This window comes from Variovorax sp. N23, assembly GCF_025486315.1.
Lineage (GTDB): Bacteria > Pseudomonadota > Gammaproteobacteria > Burkholderiales > Burkholderiaceae_C > Variovorax.
Window position 1 is genome coordinate 1 of the sequence record NZ_JAOOPY010000001.1, and the last position, 20166, is coordinate 20166.

General features: G+C 66.8%; 20 protein-coding genes and 1 pseudogene. 16 read left to right on the top strand and 5 right to left on the bottom strand.

Going from position 1 to position 20166, the window contains the following annotated elements:
- From N8A90_RS00005 to N8A90_RS00030, 6 genes and pseudogenes are all read left to right on the top strand, one after another.
- A pseudogene (locus N8A90_RS00005) lies at positions 1-1173 on the top strand (filamentous hemagglutinin N-terminal domain-containing protein); the annotation flags it as partial.
- Complete coding sequence (locus tag N8A90_RS00010; protein WP_262072597.1) at positions 1139-2017, top strand: hypothetical protein; 879 nt, start codon at positions 1139-1141, stop codon at positions 2015-2017. The pseudogene N8A90_RS00005 and the gene N8A90_RS00010, both read left to right, overlap by 35 nt.
- Positions 2014-2859 (top strand): hypothetical protein, encoded by an 846-nt coding sequence (locus N8A90_RS00015; RefSeq protein WP_262072598.1) that lies wholly within the window; start codon positions 2014-2016, stop codon positions 2857-2859. The genes N8A90_RS00010 and N8A90_RS00015 overlap by 4 nt, the downstream gene beginning before the upstream one ends.
- Positions 2856-3122 carry a hypothetical protein gene (locus N8A90_RS00020; RefSeq protein WP_262072599.1) on the top strand — a complete coding sequence of 89 codons (267 nt, stop codon included), beginning with the start codon at positions 2856-2858 and terminating at the stop codon, positions 3120-3122. The genes N8A90_RS00015 and N8A90_RS00020 overlap by 4 nt, the downstream gene beginning before the upstream one ends.
- The gene (locus N8A90_RS00025; protein WP_262072600.1) at positions 3119-3628 is read left to right on the top strand and encodes a hypothetical protein; all 510 of its coding nucleotides are present in this window, start codon (positions 3119-3121) and stop codon (positions 3626-3628) included. The genes N8A90_RS00020 and N8A90_RS00025 overlap by 4 nt, the downstream gene beginning before the upstream one ends.
- Positions 3629-3637: 9 nt before the next feature.
- Positions 3638-3811, top strand: a complete 174-nt coding sequence (locus N8A90_RS00030) for a hemagglutinin repeat-containing protein (RefSeq protein WP_262072601.1) — start codon at positions 3638-3640, stop codon at positions 3809-3811.
- A 941-nt stretch (positions 3812-4752) separates the two neighbouring features.
- On the opposite strand, the gene N8A90_RS00035 is transcribed toward N8A90_RS00030, so the two are convergent.
- Genes N8A90_RS00035 through N8A90_RS00050 form a run of 4 tightly spaced genes read right to left on the bottom strand, consistent with a single transcriptional unit; the run spans position 4753 to position 8858 of the window.
- Positions 4753-5793 carry a VWA domain-containing protein gene (locus N8A90_RS00035; RefSeq protein WP_262072602.1) on the bottom strand — a complete coding sequence of 347 codons (1041 nt, stop codon included), beginning with the start codon at positions 5791-5793 and terminating at the stop codon, positions 4753-4755.
- 31 nt (positions 5794-5824) lie between these two features.
- The gene (locus N8A90_RS00040) at positions 5825-6829 is read right to left on the bottom strand and encodes a DUF58 domain-containing protein (RefSeq protein ID WP_262072603.1); all 1005 of its coding nucleotides are present in this window, start codon (positions 6827-6829) and stop codon (positions 5825-5827) included.
- Positions 6810-7823 carry an AAA family ATPase gene (locus N8A90_RS00045; protein ID WP_262072604.1) on the bottom strand — a complete coding sequence of 338 codons (1014 nt, stop codon included), beginning with the start codon at positions 7821-7823 and terminating at the stop codon, positions 6810-6812. The genes N8A90_RS00040 and N8A90_RS00045 overlap by 20 nt, the downstream gene beginning before the upstream one ends.
- 54 nt (positions 7824-7877) lie before the next feature.
- Entirely contained in the window at positions 7878-8858 is a 981-nt protein-coding gene (locus tag N8A90_RS00050; protein WP_262072605.1) for a S1C family serine protease, read from the bottom strand.
- Between the two features lie 88 nt (positions 8859-8946).
- Here N8A90_RS00050 and N8A90_RS00055 point away from each other — a divergent pair, with 88 nt between their 5' ends.
- The 7 genes from N8A90_RS00055 (at position 8947) to N8A90_RS00085 (ending at position 15528) form a co-directional block, all read left to right on the top strand.
- On the top strand, positions 8947-9807 hold the full coding sequence (locus N8A90_RS00055; protein WP_262072606.1) for a TatD family hydrolase: 861 nt from the start codon (positions 8947-8949) through the stop codon (positions 9805-9807).
- A 123-nt stretch (positions 9808-9930) separates the two neighbouring features.
- Positions 9931-10281: a hypothetical protein gene (locus tag N8A90_RS00060; RefSeq protein WP_262072607.1), complete on the top strand. Its 351-nt coding sequence runs from the start codon at positions 9931-9933 to the stop codon at positions 10279-10281.
- A gap of 64 nt (positions 10282-10345) precedes the next feature.
- Positions 10346-10876, top strand: a complete 531-nt coding sequence (locus tag N8A90_RS00065; protein WP_262072608.1) for a DNA-deoxyinosine glycosylase — start codon at positions 10346-10348, stop codon at positions 10874-10876.
- Positions 10876-11628, top strand: coding sequence for a spermidine synthase (locus tag N8A90_RS00070; protein WP_262072609.1), 753 nt, complete (start codon positions 10876-10878; stop codon positions 11626-11628). Before N8A90_RS00065 ends, N8A90_RS00070 begins: the two co-directional genes overlap by 1 nt.
- Positions 11625-13409 carry a GspE/PulE family protein gene (locus N8A90_RS00075; protein ID WP_262072610.1) on the top strand — a complete coding sequence of 595 codons (1785 nt, stop codon included), beginning with the start codon at positions 11625-11627 and terminating at the stop codon, positions 13407-13409. The genes N8A90_RS00070 and N8A90_RS00075 overlap by 4 nt, the downstream gene beginning before the upstream one ends.
- A 107-nt stretch (positions 13410-13516) precedes the next feature.
- Positions 13517-14005 carry a tripartite tricarboxylate transporter TctB family protein gene (locus N8A90_RS00080; RefSeq protein ID WP_262072611.1) on the top strand — a complete coding sequence of 163 codons (489 nt, stop codon included), beginning with the start codon at positions 13517-13519 and terminating at the stop codon, positions 14003-14005.
- An 11-nt stretch (positions 14006-14016) separates the two neighbouring features.
- Entirely contained in the window at positions 14017-15528 is a 1512-nt protein-coding gene (locus N8A90_RS00085; protein WP_262072612.1) for a tripartite tricarboxylate transporter permease, read from the top strand.
- 96 nt (positions 15529-15624) lie between these two features.
- Here N8A90_RS00085 and N8A90_RS00090 read toward each other — a convergent pair whose 3' ends face one another.
- Positions 15625-16533: a LysR family transcriptional regulator gene (locus N8A90_RS00090; RefSeq protein ID WP_262072613.1), complete on the bottom strand. Its 909-nt coding sequence runs from the start codon at positions 16531-16533 to the stop codon at positions 15625-15627.
- A 98-nt stretch (positions 16534-16631) separates the two neighbouring features.
- Here N8A90_RS00090 and N8A90_RS00095 point away from each other — a divergent pair, with 98 nt between their 5' ends.
- From N8A90_RS00095 to N8A90_RS00105, 3 genes are read left to right on the top strand one after another with little or no spacing between them, the layout of a single operon-like run.
- Positions 16632-17606, top strand: a complete 975-nt coding sequence (locus N8A90_RS00095; protein ID WP_262072614.1) for a Bug family tripartite tricarboxylate transporter substrate binding protein — start codon at positions 16632-16634, stop codon at positions 17604-17606.
- Between the two features lie 10 nt (positions 17607-17616).
- The gene (locus N8A90_RS00100; protein WP_262072615.1) at positions 17617-19230 is read left to right on the top strand and encodes a gamma-glutamyltransferase family protein; all 1614 of its coding nucleotides are present in this window, start codon (positions 17617-17619) and stop codon (positions 19228-19230) included.
- Positions 19231-19237: 7 nt separating this feature from the next.
- Complete coding sequence (locus N8A90_RS00105) at positions 19238-20164, top strand: DMT family transporter (protein ID WP_262072616.1); 927 nt, start codon at positions 19238-19240, stop codon at positions 20162-20164.
- Positions 20165-20166 lie beyond the last annotated feature (2 nt).

Here is a 20166-nt window from a genome sequence, read left to right on the forward strand (position 1 = left end):
CCGCGCACCGAGGTGATCATCGCCAACCCGGCGGGCATCCAGGTCGATGGCGGCGGCTTCATCAACGTGAACCGTGCGACGCTGACCACCGGCACGCCGCAGTTCAACGCCCAGGGCGGGCTCGACAGCTTCGTCGTGCGGGGTGGCACTGTCAGCATCGATGGCGCCGGGCTGGACGCGAGCAAGACCGACTACGCGGCCATCCTCGCGCGGGCGGTGCAGGTCAATGCGGGCATCTGGGCCAACGAGCTGAAGGTGGTGACCGGAGCGAACCAGGTCAGCGCCGACAGCAGCCAGGCGAGCCCGACGGCAGGCAACGGCGCGGCACCGAGCTTCGCACTCGACGTGGCGGCGCTCGGCGGCATGTACGCCGGGAAGATCACGCTGGTGGGCACCGAGGCCGGGGTGGGTGTGCGCAACGCCGGGCACATCGGCGCAGGGGCCGGTGGGCTCGTCGTGACGGCGGCGGGGCGGCTGGAGAACACCGGCACGCTCGAAGGTGCGAAGGTCGAGCTGCGCAGTGCGAGCGACATCGACAACCGGGGCGGGACGATCCGGCAGGCGGGCACGCGGGAGATCAGCGTCACGGCGCCGGTGCTGAGCAACACGAATGGCGGGGTCATCGGCGCCGAACCCGTGGCGGCCACGGATGCGGCATCGGGCACACCGAGCACCGGCACTGGTGCAACGGGCACTGGGACCACGCCGACGACCAGCACCACGGCAGGCACGACGACCACGGCGGGCATCACCGAAGCAACCCCACTGCAGCCGGCGGCAGCCACCGGCTCGGGTGCGATCGCGGCGACCGGCAGCGTGCTCAACGACGGTGGCCACATCTACGCAGGCGGCGAGATCGCGCTGAACACGCCGCGCATCGACAACACCGGCGGCTCATTGAGCGTGGGCACGATGGCCGTCACAGGCGATCGCTTCAGCAACGCGGGCGGCACGCTGAACGTGGGCCACGACTTCAGCGCGAATGTGGGGAAGCGCCGTGAGTGCAGGCGGCGTGGTCATCACGAACGATGCCGGCCAGATTGCAGCGACTGGCAAAAGCGGGGCAGAAGCTACCGCAGCCCTGAACCGGGACACGGTCAATGCTCAAAACTCGGTGCAACGGCAGGACGTGGAGGCGATGCAGAAGGAGGCGCAAGCGCAACAGACCATTAAGAATGCAGCGTTCAAGCAGGTCACCGTCTACACGGATGACGCCTACAAGACCATGTTCAAGAAAGAGGCGAAGTTCTATCGCGTGACCTGCGGCGCAACACAACAGGAGTGCATGAATGATGCATCTCTGGTGAAGATGGAGGAGATCGATCCAGAGACGGCCAAGCGCGATGGAAAGATCCTCGCGGTCAACGGCATCTTCAATACGCAGGAACGGGCAGGGCAGTTGGCATACCAAAATGCATCGCTTGACGGCGATAAAAACAAGCCGAGCGACATTACGCTGATGCACATTGCGCCGGCTGAGACGACCTTGGGAGAATTGATGGTCGCGACCTACGAGCAGAAGATGGCGTCGACTTTCGGCTATACCAATGCAGACCAAACGTACGCCGAGGCACTGCAGGGACGCGGTGCGGAAGCCACTGTATCGATGGGACACAGTCGGGGAACCATCGTGCAGACCAATGCGTTCAATATTGCGGCAGAGAACGGGTATACGAACCCCGGCCTTGTGGTCGAGGGCGTTGGCATGGCCGTTCCTGCATCCACATATATAGCCAGCGCAACGAAGGTGCTGGGAAAAGATGGGAATGCCTCAAACATTACGGCCACCTACATGACCAACGATCCCGTGTCGGTAATCGCAGCAGGCAATCCGGGCGATGCGATGGGTGCGATCTTCGAGTTTTACAACGTGATGAAGACAAGCAATAGCGCTCACAGTTGTTATGGCACTGGCGCGGCAGGTTGCGCCACCATTGCGAACCCCGTGCCTGGGGGGCCCCTGCCGACGAATCAGCACATGAACAATGTGCAGGTCATCCGAGGTGCGAGCCAATGATGTTGAGAACAATTTTCTTCGGGTGTTCCGCCGCGTTATTTTCTGCTTTCCTTGGCGGATGCTACGGCGCCCTCGCGCCTGACAACCGCCTTTACCCTAGTGGAATTCCGCCTCACCAGCAAACTGGAGTGGTCACGTTAGGCCCGACCTATAGCTTCAGATTTGTCGAAAAATGGCGGATCAGTCACGCATGGGTTCAAGGAGTAAATATTCTTCCATGCCGCTATCGCGGGAATGTATTTGGACGGCTTCCGGGCTTTTCCAGCCTTGCCAGCGAGGCACAAGGGCCAATGTTTGAACATGGCGGAGGGGTCTACTCGGCAACTACGTTTGAGAAAACCGGCGACCAGATTGTGTTTTTCGAACTGAGTTATCAGCTCCTTGGCGAGCGGACATTGGACAGAAAATTCGAAGGCAAGTACACGCCGTTCTGCTCGCAGCCCTTCTCTTCGCCGAACGGCATGGCCCTTTGGATTGTCAAGCCCGACGCCGCCAAGGGTACGGATATGTGGGTCGACGGCGCTGTTCCGACCGTGATCAACGGTCGCACATGGCTTGTCAAGAAAGTCCCATCCGTAGATATGGGGCCCGCAAGCGATCGCGCTAGCCCCATGGAATACTGGACGCTCAAGATTCCAAACTCGCCCTACTGGTTACATATGCGGTTTTCTGGGAGTCGTAGATCGATCGAGGAGTATCCGACCGAGCACACTCACCTGCTTGCGCTGTTTCATCAACTGATCGAATCGGTGAAGCTCGAGCCGATTACGCCCGTCGATCCTTCTTCGATGCCTCCATTCATTCTCTCCACGCCGCAACCAAAGCAAGAAGCAAAGAAATGACCTCCATGCGCAGGTTTACTGCAAGCGTCGGATCCCTGGTCCTCACTGCCTGCGCGTCGACGCCGTCCGGCAGCTATGTCGTCACTGCAGTCGATCCGAGTGGTGCTCCTGTGGCCGGCGGCATGCAGATGACTGCAGTCGGCAGCGGCGTCTACACCGTGCGCAATGCCGTGTGTTCGCGACATCGACAAGCCGTCGTGACCATCAGGTCGCAGACCACGGGTAAGGAACTCGAGGGCGAGAGCCCCTACCACTGCAAATGATGCCGGTCGCTCTGACATCCCGCCAGGCCCTTCTTCTTGCTGGCGCCGTCCTTTGCTCGGGCTGTACAACGCCTGCACCGACCTATCGCTACGAGGGCGGCGCCGGCGATCCCAAAGTCTCGTTCGCCTCGGACTTCGAACTGCACACCCACTTCTCCGTCAACGTCAACGACGCGGGAAGAAATTCATGCGCCGATTTCGATCGCGTCGGCTATCTGCTCAAGAAGGACTCGGCTTTTCTGTATGACAAGGCGAACACGAACATCTCGATCCAGGTCCCGGCAGGCAAGCCGGTTGCAGTGATGGCACTTCACACCTACAGCGATCCAGCGTACGGAGCGAACTGTGGTCCGTTGAGTCGAGTGTTCACGCCGGCTCGTGACACGGACTATGTCGTCAAACTGAACGTTGCAGGCAAGGTGTGCTTTCTCACCGTTGCTTCGGTCGACGCCGGTGGGCAGCAAGCCCCTGTCCGCTCAACTCCCGCGCCGAAATGCGAGCGGTAGCCGCTCGTCATGAAGGCGCTGACCCGCAACGTCCTCGGTTCGAGACTCAGACGCTGCTCGTCCCACCGCGTCAACGCCGACATCGGCGGCAAACTCCACATCGAAAGCCTGCAAGACCGCGCCAAGTCCGACAGCAAGCAACAGAGCGCGGGCGGCTCGCTGAGCGTGGGAGCGGGTGTGTAGAGCGCCAGCGTGAACATGAGCAGCGCCAAGGCCCGGGCAGACTATGCGAGCGTCACCGAGCAGTCGGGTATCCGGGCCGGCGACGGCGGCTTCGATGTGAACGTCAAGGGCAGCACCGACCTCAGGGGCGGGGTCATCAGCAGCACCCAAGCGGCGATCGACCAAGGCAGCAACAGCTTCCAGACGGCAAGCCTGACCACCAGCGACATCGCGAACCGCGACAGCCACAAGGCCAGCGGTGCGACCCTGGGCGTGGGCCTCTCGGGCGGCAGCGACAAGAACGGCAACGCCTTGCCGACCCGCACCGGGGGCAGCGCGGGCGCCGGCAAGGCATCGGGCAACCAGGCGAGCGTGACCCGGTCGGGCATCAGCGGCGTCGCCGGTGACGAGACGGTACGCACCGGCGCCGACAGCACCCATGCGCTCGCGAAGACCTGGAACACCGACACTCTGGTCAAGGATGTGCACGCGCAGGCGCAGATCACGCAGGGGTTCGGATCGAAGGCCAGCAAGGCCGTTGGGGACTATGCCGTCAGCAAGGCGGCGCAGCATGCATTGCAGTCGTCGTCTTTGCGCGAAAGTACTTGGGCCGAGTGCTTCCCGGATGAGTTGCGGCGCTGCGCGCTCCGGCGCAAGCCGTGGGCCGATACCGGCAGCAACCGCATGAAGGCGCTGGGCGCGGCGAGCATTGCGCTGAAGGCCAAAGGCATCGTCGATGCGGTCATGCAGAGCCCGAGCCAAGCCACGGGTGTGAATCTAGCCATCAGCATCGGCGGCAGAAAGAGCCAGAGCAACCGCGTGGAGACCAGCGACAGCGCGGGCGGCAGCAGCGTGGCCGCCGGCGGAAAGGTGACCATTGCAGCCCGTGACAGCGCGCGGTCATCGACCACGTGGAACACAACGCCGAGGCGACGTGAATGCGATGGATCTACGGTTAGGAGCTACAGAATCCGGTTGAACCAGAACAGCGACAGCCCCGCCGACAGGAAGGCCAACAGCGCGGCGCCGAGCGCGAAGAGCGCGGACACTTCGGTCTCCTTCTTCTCGACCGTCAGGCGCGAGCTCAGCGTGTCGTAGACCTTCTTCAGGTCGGCCGCGGTGCCGGCGTAGAAATACTCGCCGGCCGTCTTGTTGGCCACGGCCTTGAGCGTCTCTTCGTCGAGCCGCACGCGCATCGACCAGCCCTCGAAGCCGATGGTCTCGCCATCGACCGTGCCGATGCCCACCGTGTACACCCGCACGCCGCGGTCCGCGGCCACCTTGGCCGCATCCATCGGGTCGACGCCGGTGGTGCGCTGGCCGTCGGTCAGCATGATGATCGCGGCGGATGTGTACGAGCCGGGCGCCACCGGCGTGAACGCAGGCGCCGGTGCCTTGCCGGCCTGCTCGATCGGCACGCCGCGCTGGCGGCTCTGCGGGCCGAAGTTGGAGATGTCGATGCCGGCCTGCGGGAACAGCGTGGCGAGCGACACCACGATCGCGTTGCCGGTGGCGGTGGCGCGCTGCAGCTGGAAGGCGTCGATGGCGGTGAGCAGGTCGTCGCGGTTGACGGTCGGCAACTGCGCCACCTGCGCGCTGCCGGCGAAGGCCACGATGCCAACCTTCACGGTGCGCGGCAGGTCCTTGATGAAGGCCTTGGCCGCCTCCTGTGCCGCGACCAGGCGGTTGGGCAGCACGTCGGTGGCCCGCATGCTGCCTGACACGTCCATCGCCAGGATGATGGTCTGCTGGTTCGACGGCAGCACCACCACGGCCATCGGCCGCGCGGCGGCGATGAGCATCGCGACCATCGCCAGCAGGAAGAGCAGGGGCGGGATGTGCCGCTTCATGCTCTGGCCGGCGCCCATCGCCTCGCGCACGATCGAGAGGCTCGCGTAGCGCAGCGCCAGCTTCTTCTTGCGCCGCATCAGCCAGACGTACAGCAGCACCAGCAGCGGTACCGCCGCCAGCAGCCAGAGGAATTGGGGCCACAGGAAGTTCATGGGGCGCTCCCGGGTTGTTGGGTCGCGAAGGTCATGCGACCACCGCCTTGCCGGGCTGACGTTGTGCGCCGCCGGTACGGACCCGGCGCTTGCGCAGGTCGGCGAAGCGCAGGATGGCCGCGGCCAGGTCGTCGTCGGTGGAGAGTTCGAGCGTGTCGACCCCGGCCTTGGACAGCGTGGCGCGCAACGCGGCCTCGCGTTCGGCGGCGATGCGCGCGAAGCGTTTTCGGAAGCCGGCGTCGTGCGTGTCGACCCACAGCTGCTCGCCGGTCTCGGCGTCGCGCAGCGGCACCAGGCCGAGGTCGGGCAGTTCGATTTCGAGCGGGTCGAACAGCCGCACCGCGACCACCTCGTGGCGCTGCGTGAGCTGCGCCAGCGGCTTTTCCCAACCCGGCTCGGTGAGGAAGTCGGAGACCACGAAGACCGTCGAGCGCCGCGGCATCAGCACCGCTGCGGACTTCAACAGATCGGACAGCCGGGTCATGCCCTGCGTGGGCTTGCCTTCGACGGCGCGTTTGTCCATGGCATGCAGCAGATGCAGCACATGGCGCCGGCCGCTGCGCGGCGGGATCACCGCCTCGAGGTCGTTGCCGTAGACCAGCGCGCCGACGCGATTGCCGTGCCGCGTGAGCAGTCGCGCCAGCACGCCGACGAAGCCCTGGGAGATCTCGCGCTTGGCCTTCAGGCCGGAGCCGAAGTCCACGGAGCGGCTCAGGTCGAGCACGAACCAGGCGGCCATCTCGCGGTCTTCGGTGAACACGCGCACATGCGGTGTCTGCAGCCGGGCGGTCACGTTCCAGTCGATGTGGCGCACGTCGTCGTGGTGCTGGTATTCGCGCAGGTCCGCCAGGTCGAGCCCGGTGCCGCGCATCAGCGTGCGGTAGTCGCCCTGCAGCAGGCCGTCGAGGCGGCGGATCACGGTCCATTCGAGGCGGCGCAGCACGCGCTCGGCGGCACCCGCGGCCGTCTCGGCCACGGCGACCGCCTGCGCGTCGTTGGCCGCGCGTGCGCGCCGGCTAGGCCACCAGCTTTTCATGTTCCAGCGGCTTGGGAGGGGCAGGGATGGCGCGCATGATCTTCTCGATCAGCCCGTCGGCCGTCAGGCCCTCGGACAGGCCCTCGTACGACAGCGTCACGCGGTGGCGCAGCACGTCGGGCACCAGCGCCGTCATGTCTTCGGGCAGGGCGTAGCTGCGGCCGCGCAGCAAGGCCAGCGCGCGGGCACCTTCGGTGAGGTTGATGCTGGCGCGCGGGCTGGCGCCGAAGGTGATGAAGCGGCGCATGTCCTTCAGGCCGTGCTTCTCGGGCGTGCGCGTGGCCGACACCAGCTTCACCGCGTACTGGATGAGCGAGGGGTCGACGTACACGCGGCGCGTCTCGGCCTGCAGCGCGGCCAGCTGCTCGGTGGTGGCCACCTTCGCGGGCTGCACCGGTGGGCCGATCACGCGCTGGACGATGACGAATTCCTCTTCATCGGTCGGGTAGTCGACCAGCACCTTCATCATGAAGCGGTCGACCTGCGCCTCGGGCAGCGGGTAGGTGCCTTCGGTCTCGATCGGGTTTTGCGTCGCCATCACCAGGAAGGGGCGCGGCACCTTGTGCGTTTCGCCGGCGATGGTCACCTGGCGTTCCTGCATCACCTCGAGCAGCGCGCTCTGGACCTTGGCCGGCGCGCGGTTGATTTCGTCGGCCAGCAGCAGGTTGGCGAACACGGGGCCGAGCGCGGTGGAGAAGTCGCCCGTCTTCTGGTTGTAGATGCGCGTGCCCACCAGGTCGGCCGGCACCAGGTCGGGCGTGAACTGGATGCGCTTGAACTGGCCGCTCACGGTGTCGGCCAGCGTCTTGATGGTGAGCGTCTTCGCCAGGCCCGGCACGCCTTCGACCAGCAGGTGGCCGCCGGCCAGCATGGCGACCATCACGCGTTCGAGGAAGCGGTCCTGGCCGACCACGACGCGCTTCACCTCGTAGAGGATCTGCTCCATCAGTTCGGCGGTGGCGGGCGGATGCGAGGGGGGTGTCTCGAGGCTCATGCGCGTGCTTTCGTGAAGAAGGATGAAAGACGGGGAAGGCGGCGGGCGAGGCGTTCAGAAGGGTGGCGAGCCCAGCGCCGAGGCGGCGTTCTCGATCGGCACGGCGAAGCCGATGCCGATGAAGGTGCGCTGCTGCGTGGGGTTGAGGATGGCGGTCACGATGCCGAGCACCTCGCCGTTCATGTTGATCAGCGGGCCGCCCGAATTGCCGGGGTTGGCCGCCGCATCGAACTGGATCAGGTTGCCCAGTTCCTGCTTGCCTTCCGGCGAACGGAACGAGCGCTTGAGGCCGGACACGACGCCCGCCGACACCGACGGGCCGATGCCGAAGGGAAAGCCGACCGCAGCGACCTGGTCGCCCGACTGCAGGTCGGCGGTCGACGTCATGGTCGCGGCGATCAGGTCGTCCGGAATCTTCTGCGCCTGCAGCACGGCGAGGTCGTTCTCGGGCTGCACGCCGGTGATGGTGGCCACCGCTTCCAGTCCGTCGGAGAAGGTGACCCTGATGGTCTCGGCGCCCGCCACCACATGCAGGTTGGTGAGGATCACGCCCTTGTCGACGATGACCACGCCCGTGCCCACGCCACGCTCGACCTCGGCGCCGGGCGGTGGGGCGGCCTCCGGCGGCTTGCCGCGGGCCATGTTGCGGCCGCGCTTCTCTGTCCTGGCCGCCGGTGTGGCGCGCTCGGTGCCATAGCCGACCACGCGCACCACGGAGGGACGCACGATGGCGGCGGCCCGTGTGGCCTGCGAAGGAAGGACGTTGGTCTGCAGCGTGCGCAGCACCGCCGCGTCGATGTCTTTCTGCGTGAGCGCATGACCGGCCTGCCGAGGCCACATCACTGCGCCGCCGGCGGTCAGGGCGAGCACGAGAACCAGCAGGCCCGCGAAAGACTTGCGCCCGGGCTGCCATCGCGCCGCTGCGGGAGCCTGCGCGTCTGGCGGCGCACCCGTGGCCGGCGCATCACCTTCGCGGGGCTCGTCGGCGTCTTTCGACGCTTGCGGCGAGCGGCTGTAGAGACCAGTCCTGCGCATCGGCACCTCCGGGCAAAGCGTGTCGTGTCAAAGAAATCACGGTAGCACGCTTTGTGCCGCCGTGCATGGCTTCGGGCATCATGGGCCGATGACCGGTTTCATCGATACACACTGTCACCTGGATGCCCCGGAATTCGGCGATGAGGGCACTGCTGTACGAGCCCGCGCCGGCGCTGCCGGCGTCGCGCTGTGCGTCATTCCTGCGGTGGCGGTCTTCAACTTCGCGACGGTGCGCACGCTGGCGCATGCGCAGGGCGATGCCTATGCGCTGGGCATCCATCCCCTGTGCACCGGCGATGCGCAGGAGGCCGACCTGCAGGCGCTCGATGCCGAACTGACGGCGCACCGTGACGACCCGCGGCTGGTCGCCGTGGGCGAGATCGGGCTGGACTATTTCGTGCCCGAACTCGACGGGCCGAAGCAGGCGCATTTCTTCCACGCGCAGTTGCAACTCGCCCGCGCGCACGACCTGCCGGTGATCATCCATGTGCGCCGTTCGGTCGACCAGGTGCTCAAGCACTTGCGCCAGGTCGGTGCGGGGCGTCCATGGCGGGGCATCGCGCACGCCTTCAACGGCAGCGAGCAGCAGGCGAAGGCCTGCATCGACCTCGGGCTCAAGCTGGGCTTCGGCGGCACCCTGACCTTCGAGCGCGCCCTGCAGGTGCGTCGACTGGCTGCGTCGCTGCCCCTCGATGCGATCGTCATGGAAACCGATGCGCCGGACATCCAGCCGCACTGGCTCTACCGCACGCGCGAGGAGCGCGAGGCCGGCGCCGCCCAGGGCCGCAACGAGCCGGCCGAGCTGCCGCGCATCGCGGCCGTGCTGGCGCAACTGCGCGGCATCACGACGGAAGAGCTCGCGCAGGCGAGCACGCGCAACGCGCTGGACGCGCTGCCTCGCCTGTCAGTGCTGCTGTCGCGGTCAGGCCGTGGTCAGGCTCGGGTGTAGGCCGACATCCCGTCGTCGAAAAAACCGACACGACTGCGTTCTTGCTGTCATCCGCGCTGTCGCGTCGCCCGTTGTCCGGTCAGTGCGGCATGACCGTGACTACAACGCAACAAGGAGCTTTCCATGACCCCGTCCCTCTTCCGTTCCATCCCTGCCGTGCTGGCGCTGGGCCTCGCTTCCATTGGCTTCTCCGCCGCCGCGCAAACGCCGGCACCGGCACCGGCCGTGGCCCCCGCGACCGCACCGGCGCCCACCGTGACCGAGAAGGTCAAGGAAGGCAGCAAGAAGGCGTACAAGGCCACCAAGCGCACCGCCAAGAAGGCAGGGCACGCCACGGCCAAGGGTGCCAAGAAGACCGGCCACGCGGTCGCGAACGTCGGCCACAAGACCGCCGACGGCATGCGCAGCGCCGGCCACAAGATCGGTGAGAAGATCCCCGGCACTGCCGAGAATGAAGCCGCCAAGAAGCCCTGATCCCGCGACCGGTCTCGACCGGCCCGCACCCTCGAAGAACCCGCCGCGGCGGGTTTTTTCTCGTGTGCCGTCCGATGCGCCGCCGCTCCAGGGGCTGGCGCCCGTCGTCTCGCCGGGCACGGTGGTGCTGGTCCTGGGCAGCTTTCCCAGCGCGCGGTCGCTGGCGCAGGGGCGCTACTATGCCCATCCGCAGAACCACTTCTGGAAGATCTTGCAAGCTCTCTGGCCCTCCCACCCCCTGCCTCCGGGCACCGCATCCACCGAACGCGCCGACTGGCTGCTGCAGCATGGCCTCGGCCTGTGGGACGTGTACGGCCGCTGCGCGCGCGAGGGCAGCCTCGATGCGTCGATCCGCGACGCGGTGCTCAATGATTTCGCCGGCCTCGACGTGCCCCGACTCGCCGCCATCGCGCACAACGGCGCCGAGAGTTTTCGCCATGCGCCGAAGGTGATCGACGCGCTGCGCGAGAGCGGCCACGGCGTGCTGCCGGCGTACAAGCTGCCGTCGACCAGCCCGGCGCACGCGGCAATGTCCTTCGATCACAAGTGCGAGGCGTGGCACACCGTGTTCGCACGGCACGGGCTGGTCGCGTGATGGCAGCGCGCACGCCGGCCCTGCCCGAGGTCAACTTCTCCGATTGGGGCGACGTCCGCTACCTGCATCTGGGCACCGAGTGGATACAGGGCTCGATGAAGCTCGATGCGCCCTTCGAGATCGAGCTGGAGTATGTGCAGCGCATGATGGCCTGGCTGCTCTTCGTCGAGCCGTCGAGCGTCATGAACCGCCACGCGATGCAGCTGGGCCTGGGCGCGGCCACGCTCACCAAGTTCTGCCGCAAGCAGCTGCGCATGCGCACCACGGCGGTCGAGCTCAACCCGCAGGTCGTCGCGGCCTGCCGCGGCTGGTTCAAGCTGCCGGCCGACGACGCCAAGCTGCAGGTCGTGCTGGCCGATGCCGGCACCGAGATCCGCAAGCCGCAGTGGCAGGGCACGGTCGATGCGTTGCAGGTCGACCTGTATGACCACGAGGCGGCCGCCCCCGTGCTCGACAGCGAAGCTTTCTACGCCGACTGCCGCGGGCTGCTGACCGAAGACGGCTGCATGACCGTCAACCTCTTCGGCCGCTCGTCGAGCTACGAACGCAGCCTCGAGAAGATCGCCGCCGCCTTCGGCACCGAGGCCGTCTGGGCCTTCAAGCCAACGCGCGAGGGCAACACCGTCGTGCTGGCGCAGCGCACCCCGACCCGGCCCAAGCGCGACGCACTTGCCGAGCGGGCGCAGACCATCCAGACTCGATGGGGTCTGCCCGCCCCCAAATGGCTGCGCGTCTTCAAACCCATGTCATGAGCGTCGTCTCGCCACCTGCCGCCGCTGCCCGCTACGAAGGCCCGCTCGATCTGCGCCTGCTGATCGAGTGGCTGGCCGCCGACGGCGTCATCTCGCCGCACGAGGCCAAGCGCACCATCGCGCGCTGCGCGCAGGCCGAGAGCCGGCAGGCGCCATTGGTGCGGCTCGCGAACGTCGCGATGACGCGCGAGAAGGACGGCAAGCCGCTCGACCTCGAGATGCTGGCGGAATGGCTGGCCGGCCGCGCCGCGCTGCAGTACCTGCGCATCGACCCGCTCAAGGTCGACGTGGGCAAGGTGGCCGACACCATGAGCGCGGCCTACGCCGAGCGCCACAAGGTGCTGCCGGTGCAGGTCACGCCCAGCGAAGTGGTGGTGGCCACGGCCGAGCCCTTCCTCACCGACTGGATCTCCGAGGTCGAGCGCCAGTCGCGCCGCGCGGTGCGGCGCGTGGTGGCCAATCCGGCCGACATCCAGCGTTACACGGCCGAGTTCTTTGCGCTGGCCAAGTCGGTGCGTGCGGCGCAGAAGGCCGGTGGCAACGCGGGCGGCGCGAGCTTCGAGCAACTGGTCGAGCTCGGCAAGAGCAACAAGCAGCTCGACGCCAACGACCAGAGCGTCGTGCAGGTGGTCGACTGGCTGTGGCAGTACGCCTTCGACCAGCGCGCCAGCGACATTCACCTGGAGCCGCGGCGCGAGCAGGGCGTGGTGCGTTTTCGCATCGACGGCGTGCTGCACCCGGCCTACCAGATGCCCATGGGCGTGATGAACGCGATGGTCGCGCGCATCAAGCTGCTCGGCCGCATGGACGTGGTGGAAAAGCGCCGCCCGCTCGACGGCCGCATCAAGACCCGCAACATGCGCGGCGACGAGGTCGAGATGCGTCTGTCGACGCTGCCCACGGCCTTCGGCGAGAAGATGGTGATGCGGATCTTCGACCCCGACACCGCGGTGAAGGACCTCGACGCGCTGGGCTTCGCCCAGCACGACGCCAAGCGCTGGGAACAGCTCGTCACGCGGCCGCACGGCATCATCCTGGTGACCGGGCCGACCGGCTCGGGCAAGACCACCACGCTGTATTCCACGCTCAAGCGGGTGGCGACCGAAGAGGTCAACGTCAGCACCATCGAGGACCCGATCGAGATGATCGAGCCGTCCTTCAACCAGACGCAGGTGCAGCCGCAGCTCGACTTCGGCTTCACCGAGGGCCTGCGCGCGCTGATGCGGCAGGACCCGGACATCATCATGGTCGGCGAAATCCGCGACCTCGCCACCGCCGACATGGCGGTGCAGGCGGCGCTCACCGGCCACCTGGTGTTCAGCACGTTGCACACCAACGACGCCCCCAGCGCCATCACCCGGCTGATGGAACTGGGCGTGCCGTCGTACCTGATCAACGCCGTGATGCTCGGTGTGCTGGCGCAGCGTCTGGTGCGCACGCTGTGCCCGCTGTGCAAGCAGCCCGACGAGTCGGTCACGCGCGAGAAGCTCGCCGAGTTCGTCGCACCCTGGCAGATCACCGGCTCGGTGCGCGCCTACCGGCCGGTGGGTTGCGTCGACTGCCGCATGACCGGCTACATGGGCCGCATGGGCCTGTACGAACTGCTGAGCATCAGCGAGGCGTTCAAGGCGCTCGTGAACAAGGAGCCGGTGCTCTCCGCCCTGCGCCGCCAGGCCGTGACCGACGGCATGCGCCCGCTGCGGCTGGCCGGCGCGCTGCGCGTGGCCGAGGGCGTGACGACCATCGAGGAAGTGCTGAGCGCCACGCCACCGCTGGAGTGAGCGGCCTTCGGGCTAACCCTAGCTCCCCGGTTAGTGGAATCCACATCGACCCTGACGGGATGCTGACCACACAATCTGCGATTCGAATTTTTTCGAGGAGATTGTTCGTGAAAATCAAAAGTCAGAAGGACTTTTTTGCCGGGCTGATGTTCGCCATCGTCGGCATCGCCTTCGCATGGGGGGCGACGACCTACAACGTGGGCTCCGGGGCGCGCATGGGGCCGGGCTACTTCCCGATGATGCTGGGCATCGTGCTGGCCGTGCTTGGCCTCGTCGTGATCTTCAGCGCCCTCGCCATCGAGACGGTCGACGGCGACCCGATCGGCAAGATCGCTTGGAAGCCGCTGGGCTTCATCATCGGCGCCAACCTGATCTTCGGCGTGCTGCTCGGCGGCGTCGTGTCCTGGGGCCTGCCGGCCATGGGCCTGATCGCCGCGATCTACGCGCTGGTGCTGATCGCCGGCCTGGCCGGCGAGCAGTACAGCTTCAAGGCCAGCCTCATCCTCGCCACCATCCTTGCGGTCGGCAGCTACCTCGCTTTCGTGGTGGCGCTGAAGCTGCAGTTCCAGGTGTGGCCCACCTTCATTTCGGGCTGAGGACTCACGCCATGGATCTGATCAACAACCTCTCCATCGGTTTCACCGCGGCCTTCACGCTGCAGAACCTGATCTACGCCTTCGTCGGCTGCCTGCTGGGCACGCTGATCGGCGTGCTCCCCGGCATCGGCCCGGTCGCGACCATCGCGATGCTGCTGCCCGCCACCTACGCGTTGCCGCCGGTGGCCGCGCTCATCATGCTGGCCGGCATCTACTACGGCTCGCAGTACGGTGGCTCGACCACCGCCATCCTGGTGAACCTGCCGGGCGAATCGTCCTCCGTCGTGACCGTTATCGACGGGCACCAGATGGCCAAGCAGGGGAGAGCGGGCCCCGCACTCGCTGCCGCCGGCCTGGGCTCGTTCTTCGCCGGCTGCGTGGGCACGCTGATCCTGGCCGCCTTCGCGCCGCCGTTGACCGAGCTGGCCTTCAAGTTCGGCCCGGCCGAGTACTTCTCGCTGATGATCCTGGGCCTGATCGGCGCGGTGGTGCTGGCCTCGGGGTCGCTGCTCAAGGCCATCGCGATGATCGTGCTGGGCCTGCTGATCGGTCTGGTCGGCACCGACGTGAACTCGGGGGTGGCGCGCTTCAGCTTCGACATCCCGGAACTCACCGACGGCATCGGCTTCATCGTGATCGCCATGGGTGTTTTCGGTTACGGTGAAATCATCGCCAACCTGTCGCGCCCGGAAGAAGAGCGCCAGATCTTCACCGCCAAGGTGCACGGCCTGTGGCCGACGAAGGAAGATTTCAAGCACATGCTGCCGGCGGTGCTGCGCGGGACGGCGCTGGGCTCGGCCCTGGGCATCCTGCCCGGCGGCGGGGCGCTGCTGTCGGCCTTCGCGGCCTACACGCTCGAGAAGAAGATGAAGCTCAAGCCCGGTGAAATCCCGTTCGGCAAGGGCAACATCCGTGGTGTGGCCGGCCCCGAAGCTGCCAACAACGCCGGCGCGCAAACGTCCTTCATCCCGCTGCTGACGCTGGGCATTCCCCCGAACCCGGTGATGGCGCTGATGGTGGGTGCGATGACCATCCACAACATCCAGCCGGGCCCGCAGGTGATGACCAGCAACCCGGAACTGTTCTGGGGCCTGATCGCCTCGATGTGGATCGGCAACCTGATGCTGATCGTGCTGAACCTGCCGCTCATCGGCATCTGGATCAAGCTGCTGTCGATCCCGTACCGCTGGCTGTTCCCGGCCATCGTGCTGTTCTGCGCGATCGGCGTGTACTCGACCAACAACAACGTGTTCGACATCTGGATGGTCGCGATCTTCGGCGTGGTGGGCTACACCTTCATCAAGCTGGGTTGCGAACCCGCGCCGCTGCTGCTGGGGCTGATCCTCGGGCCGATGATGGAAGAGAACCTGCGTCGTGCGCTGCTGCTGTCGCGCGGCGACTGGAGCGTGTTCGTCACGCGTCCGATCTCGGCCGGCCTGCTGGCGGCTGCGGTGCTGCTGCTGGTGATCGTGCTGCTGCCTTCGGTCAAGTCCAAACGCGAAGAGGCCTTCGTCGAGGACTGAGTAGCGCCTCGCGCCTCGCGCGCCGCGACCAAGCCCCGTGTGCCTCGGCCCACGGGGCTTTTGTTTTTCGGCCGGCGCAGGCGAGCGAGCCGCTGCTCAGATCTTCATGTGCTGGCGTGCCATTGCGAGGAAGGCCATCGCCGCGGGACTCAGCGGGTGCTTGGCCAGCCGGATCGCCACCACCGGAAATTCCAGCACGGGGCGCACGATCCGCACCGCGCGCAGCCGGGCCGGCATCAGTACGTCGACATACTGCGGCAGCAACGCGACGCCGGCACCGGCCTGCACCAGTCCGAAGGCGGTCGAGAGCATCGACACGTGGTGCGCGACCACCGGGTAGACGTTGGCCGTGCTGGCGAGCTGACGGCTGATGGCGCGCCATACGTTGGCGTCGGGATTGACATGGATGAAGGGAAGCCCGTCGAGCGCGCGCCCCTCGACCTCGGCATGCCGGGCGAGCGGATGGTCGTCGCGGATGAACAGCGCCATCGCTGCGCGCAAGAGGGGCTCGGTCGCGAGTCCGGAATGCTTCTGTCCGATGTCGGAGCCGAAGCCGAGGTCGGCCTCGCGCGACAGGACGCGCGACATCATCTGCTCGGCCGTGCTGTCGAGCAGCGTGGCAGTGAGCTGCGGATGGGCCTGCGAAAAGCGCCCGAGCACCGGCGGCATCAGCGTACCGGCCGTCAGGTGCCCCACGGCCAGCACCACACGCCCTTCACTGAGCTGCGACTGCGAGCGGCACACCCCGACCGACTCGTCGATCAGCCGCAGCGCGCGCAGGCTGGTGTCGGCCATCATCTGACCGGCATCGGTCAGCCGGATGCGTCGACCGCGTACCACCAGCGCCTGCCCGAGCTCTTCTTCCATGCGCCGCACCAGATGGCTGATGGCCGGTTGCGTCAGTTGCAGCGCCTCGGCCGCGAGCGTGAAGCTGCCGGTTTCCGCGATGGCTGCGAGCGCGCGCAGCTGCTGCAGCGAAACGGCCTCGAGGCCTTGCTTTGCCATAAACAATGCTCATAGTTGAATAAGCAGGATTATCTGTATGCATGGTCTTGCGGTGCATAGCATTCGGGGTTTCTTCATCCCGTCCAGAATCCAACACCATGAATCGAACCCGGTTTCTCCAAGGCATGGCGGTCGCGATCTGCATCGCAGCATCGACGGCCAGCTTCGCGCAGCAGGGCTACCCGAACAAGCCGATCCGCCTGGTCGTGCCTTTCCCCGCCGGCGGCGCGACCGACCTCTTCGCGCGCACGCTGTCGCAGAAGATGGGCGAAAAGCTCGGCAGTTCGGTGGTCGTCGACAACAAGCCCGGCGCGGGCGGCGGCATCGGTTCGGACCTGGCGGCCAAGGCGCCGGCCGACGGCTACACGCTGCTGCTGGCGACCACCAGCACGCATTCGATCGGCCCGGCGCTGAGCGCTCGGCTGCCCTACGACACGGTGCGCGACTTCACGCCGATCGACCACGTCGGCAACGCGCCCAGCATCATGCTGGTGCCGAACAACTCGCCCGCCAAGACGGTGCGCGAGTGGATCGACTACGCCAGGAAGAACCCCGGCAAGCTCAACTACGCGTCGAGCGGCAACGGCACCATCGTCCAGCTCACGGCCGAGCTCTTCAAGTCGCAGGCCGGTGTGTTCGTCACGCACATTCCGTACAAGGGCACGGCGCTGGCGATTCCGGACATGATCGCGGGCAACCTCGACGTGATGTTCGATTCGCTGCCCACCGGCATGCCGCATGTGCGCGACGGTCGGCTGCGCGCGCTCGGCGTGACCTCGCTCAAGCGCAGTCCGCTGGCGCCCGAGCTTCCTCCGATCGCCGACACGCTGCCCGGCTTCGAGTCGAGCACCTGGTTCGGCCTGTACGGCCCGAAGGGTCTGCCCGCCGATATCGTCGGTCGCATCAACACCGCGGCCAACCAGGCGCTGGCGGACCCGGAGGTCAAGGACAAGCTCGCGCGCCTGGGCATCGAGCCGGTCGGCAGTACGCCGCAGCAGTTCGCGAAGATGGTGGCCGACGATGCGGCCAAGTGGAAGAAGATCGTCATCGATCGGAAGATCGTCAATGAATAAGAAGACCCCCATGAAATTCGACTACGCCAACCCCTACCTGTCGACCCGCATCCCCGTCTTCGCCCGCAACGTGGTGTCGACCTCGCACCCCCTGGCCGCGCAGGCCGGGCTGCGCATCCTGCAGCAGGGCGGCAATGCGGTCGACGCGGCGGTCGCCACGGCGGCCGTGATGACCCTGGTCGAGCCGGTGAGCAACGGTCTGGGCAGCGATGCCTTCGCCATCCTGTGGGACGGCGAGCAGCTGCACGGCCTCAATGCGTCGGGCCCCGCGCCCAAGGCCTGGACGCCCGCCTACTTCCTGAACAAGTACGGCAGCGACACGCTCACGCCACCGATGCGCGGCATCGACTCGGTCACCGTCCCCGGCGCGGTGCGCGGCTGGGTGGCGCTGAGCGACCGCTTCGGCAAGCTGCCTTTCGCCGACCTGATGGCCCCGGCCATCGACATCGCCGAGCGCGGCTACCTGATGCCGCCGGTGGTGCAGCAGAAGTGGGCGGCTGCCACGCCGGTGCTCCAGTCGATGCCCGGCTTTGCACAGGCCTTCCTGCCCTGGGGCCGTGCGCCCGAGGTGGGGGAGCTGTTTCGCTTCGCTGCCGCCGCGCGCGCGCTCAAGGCCATCGCACGCACCAAGGGCGAGGCCTATTACAGCGGCGAGATCGCCGAGGCGCTCGCGAAATTCGCCCGCGAGCAGGGCGGCGCGCTCACCGTCGACGACCTGTCGAACTACCAGCCCGAGTGGGTCACGCCGATCTCGCGCGACTACCGCGGTCACACGCTGCACGAGATTCCGCCGAACGGCCAGGGCATCGCCGCGCTGATCGCGCTGGGCATCCTCGAGAAGTTCGACATGGCCGCGCTGCCGGTCGATTCGGTGGCCTCGCAGCATCTGCAGATCGAGGCCATGAAGCTGGCCTTTGCCGACGTGTACCGCTACGTGTCGGAGCCATCGTCGATGACGGTGACCCCCGCGCAAATGCTCGATGACTCCTACCTCGCATCGCGTGCGAGACTCATCGACGTGAACAAGGCACAGGACTTCAAGGCCGGCAACCCCGTCAAGGGCGGCACCATCTACCTCACGGCGGCCGACGAGAGCGGCATGATGGTCAGCTTCATCCAGAGCAACTACATGGGCTTCGGCTCGGGTTGCGTGGAACCCGAGTTCGGCATCAGCCTGCAGAACCGCGGCCACGGCTTCAGCCTGCATGCCGACAGCCCGAACGTCGTGGCGCCGGGCAAGCGGCCGTTCCACACCATCATCCCGGCCTTCCTCACGAAGGACGGCCAGCCGGTCATGAGCTTCGGCGTGATGGGCGGCAACATGCAGCCGCAGGGCCACATGCAGACCCTGGTGCGCATGCTCGACTACGGGCAGAACCCGCAGGCCGCTTGCGATGCGCCACGCTGGCGCTTCAACAAGGGGCTGGAGATCAACGCCGAAGGCAGCATGGACGCGAAGACGGTGCAGGGGCTGCAGGCCCTGGGCCACCATGTGGACGTCATCGACGATTCGTACCAGGACTTCGGTGCCGGCCAGTTCATCTGGCGCGCCGGCGATCCGGCGGTCGAGGGGTACATCGCCGCCAGCGATCCCCGTCGCGACGGCTTGGCGGCAGGGTACTGACGCATCCATGTCTTCGGAGTCGATCGCACCGGCTCGAGCGGCGCATGAGAAGCCGCTTGCCGCGGGACTCGCGCTGGCCACCTTCGGTGCCATCGCCTTCAGCGGCAAGGCGATCATCGTCAAGCTGGCCTACCGCTATGGCGTCGACGCGGTCACGCTGATCATGCTGCGCATGCTGTTCGCGCTGCCGCTCTTCGTGGCGATGGCGTGGTGGGCCGGCCGCGGCAAGCCGCCGCTGACGCGGCGCGACTGGCTCGGCGTGCTGGGGCTCGGCTTCTCGGGCTACTACCTGGCGAGCTTCCTCGACTTCGCGGGGCTGGCGTACATCACGGCCAGCCTCGAGCGGCTCATCCTGTACCTCAACCCGACGCTGGTGCTGCTGTTCGGCTGGATCGTCTACCGCCGCCGCATCACGCGCTGGCAGGTGCTCGGCATGGCCGTCAGCTATACCGGCGTGCTGCTGGTGTTCGGCCACGAGGTGCAGCTGGGGCAGACCGCTGCGGCGGCCTGGGGCACGCTGCTGGTCTTTCTGAGCGCGGTGAGCTACGCGGTCTATCTCGTCGCCAGCGGCGAGTTCGTCAAGCGCCTGGGCTCGCTGCGCCTCGTCGGCCTGGCGACCAGCGTGGCGTGCCTGCTGTGCATCGCGCAGTTCCTGGTGCTGCGGCCGGTGAGCGGGGTGTTCGAGCTGGCGCCGCAGGTCATCTGGCTGTCGGTGCTGAATGCGACCCTTTGCACCGCCGTGCCGGTGCTTTCGGTCATGATGGCGATCGAGCGCATCGGCGCGCCCATGGCCGCACAGACCGGCATGGTCGGGCCGATGTCGACCATCCTGATGGGCGTGGTGATCCTCGGCGAGCCGTTCACCGCTTGGACCGCGGCCGGCACGGTGCTGGTGATCACCGGAATTTTTGTCTTCACACGAACCGGGCGCTAGGC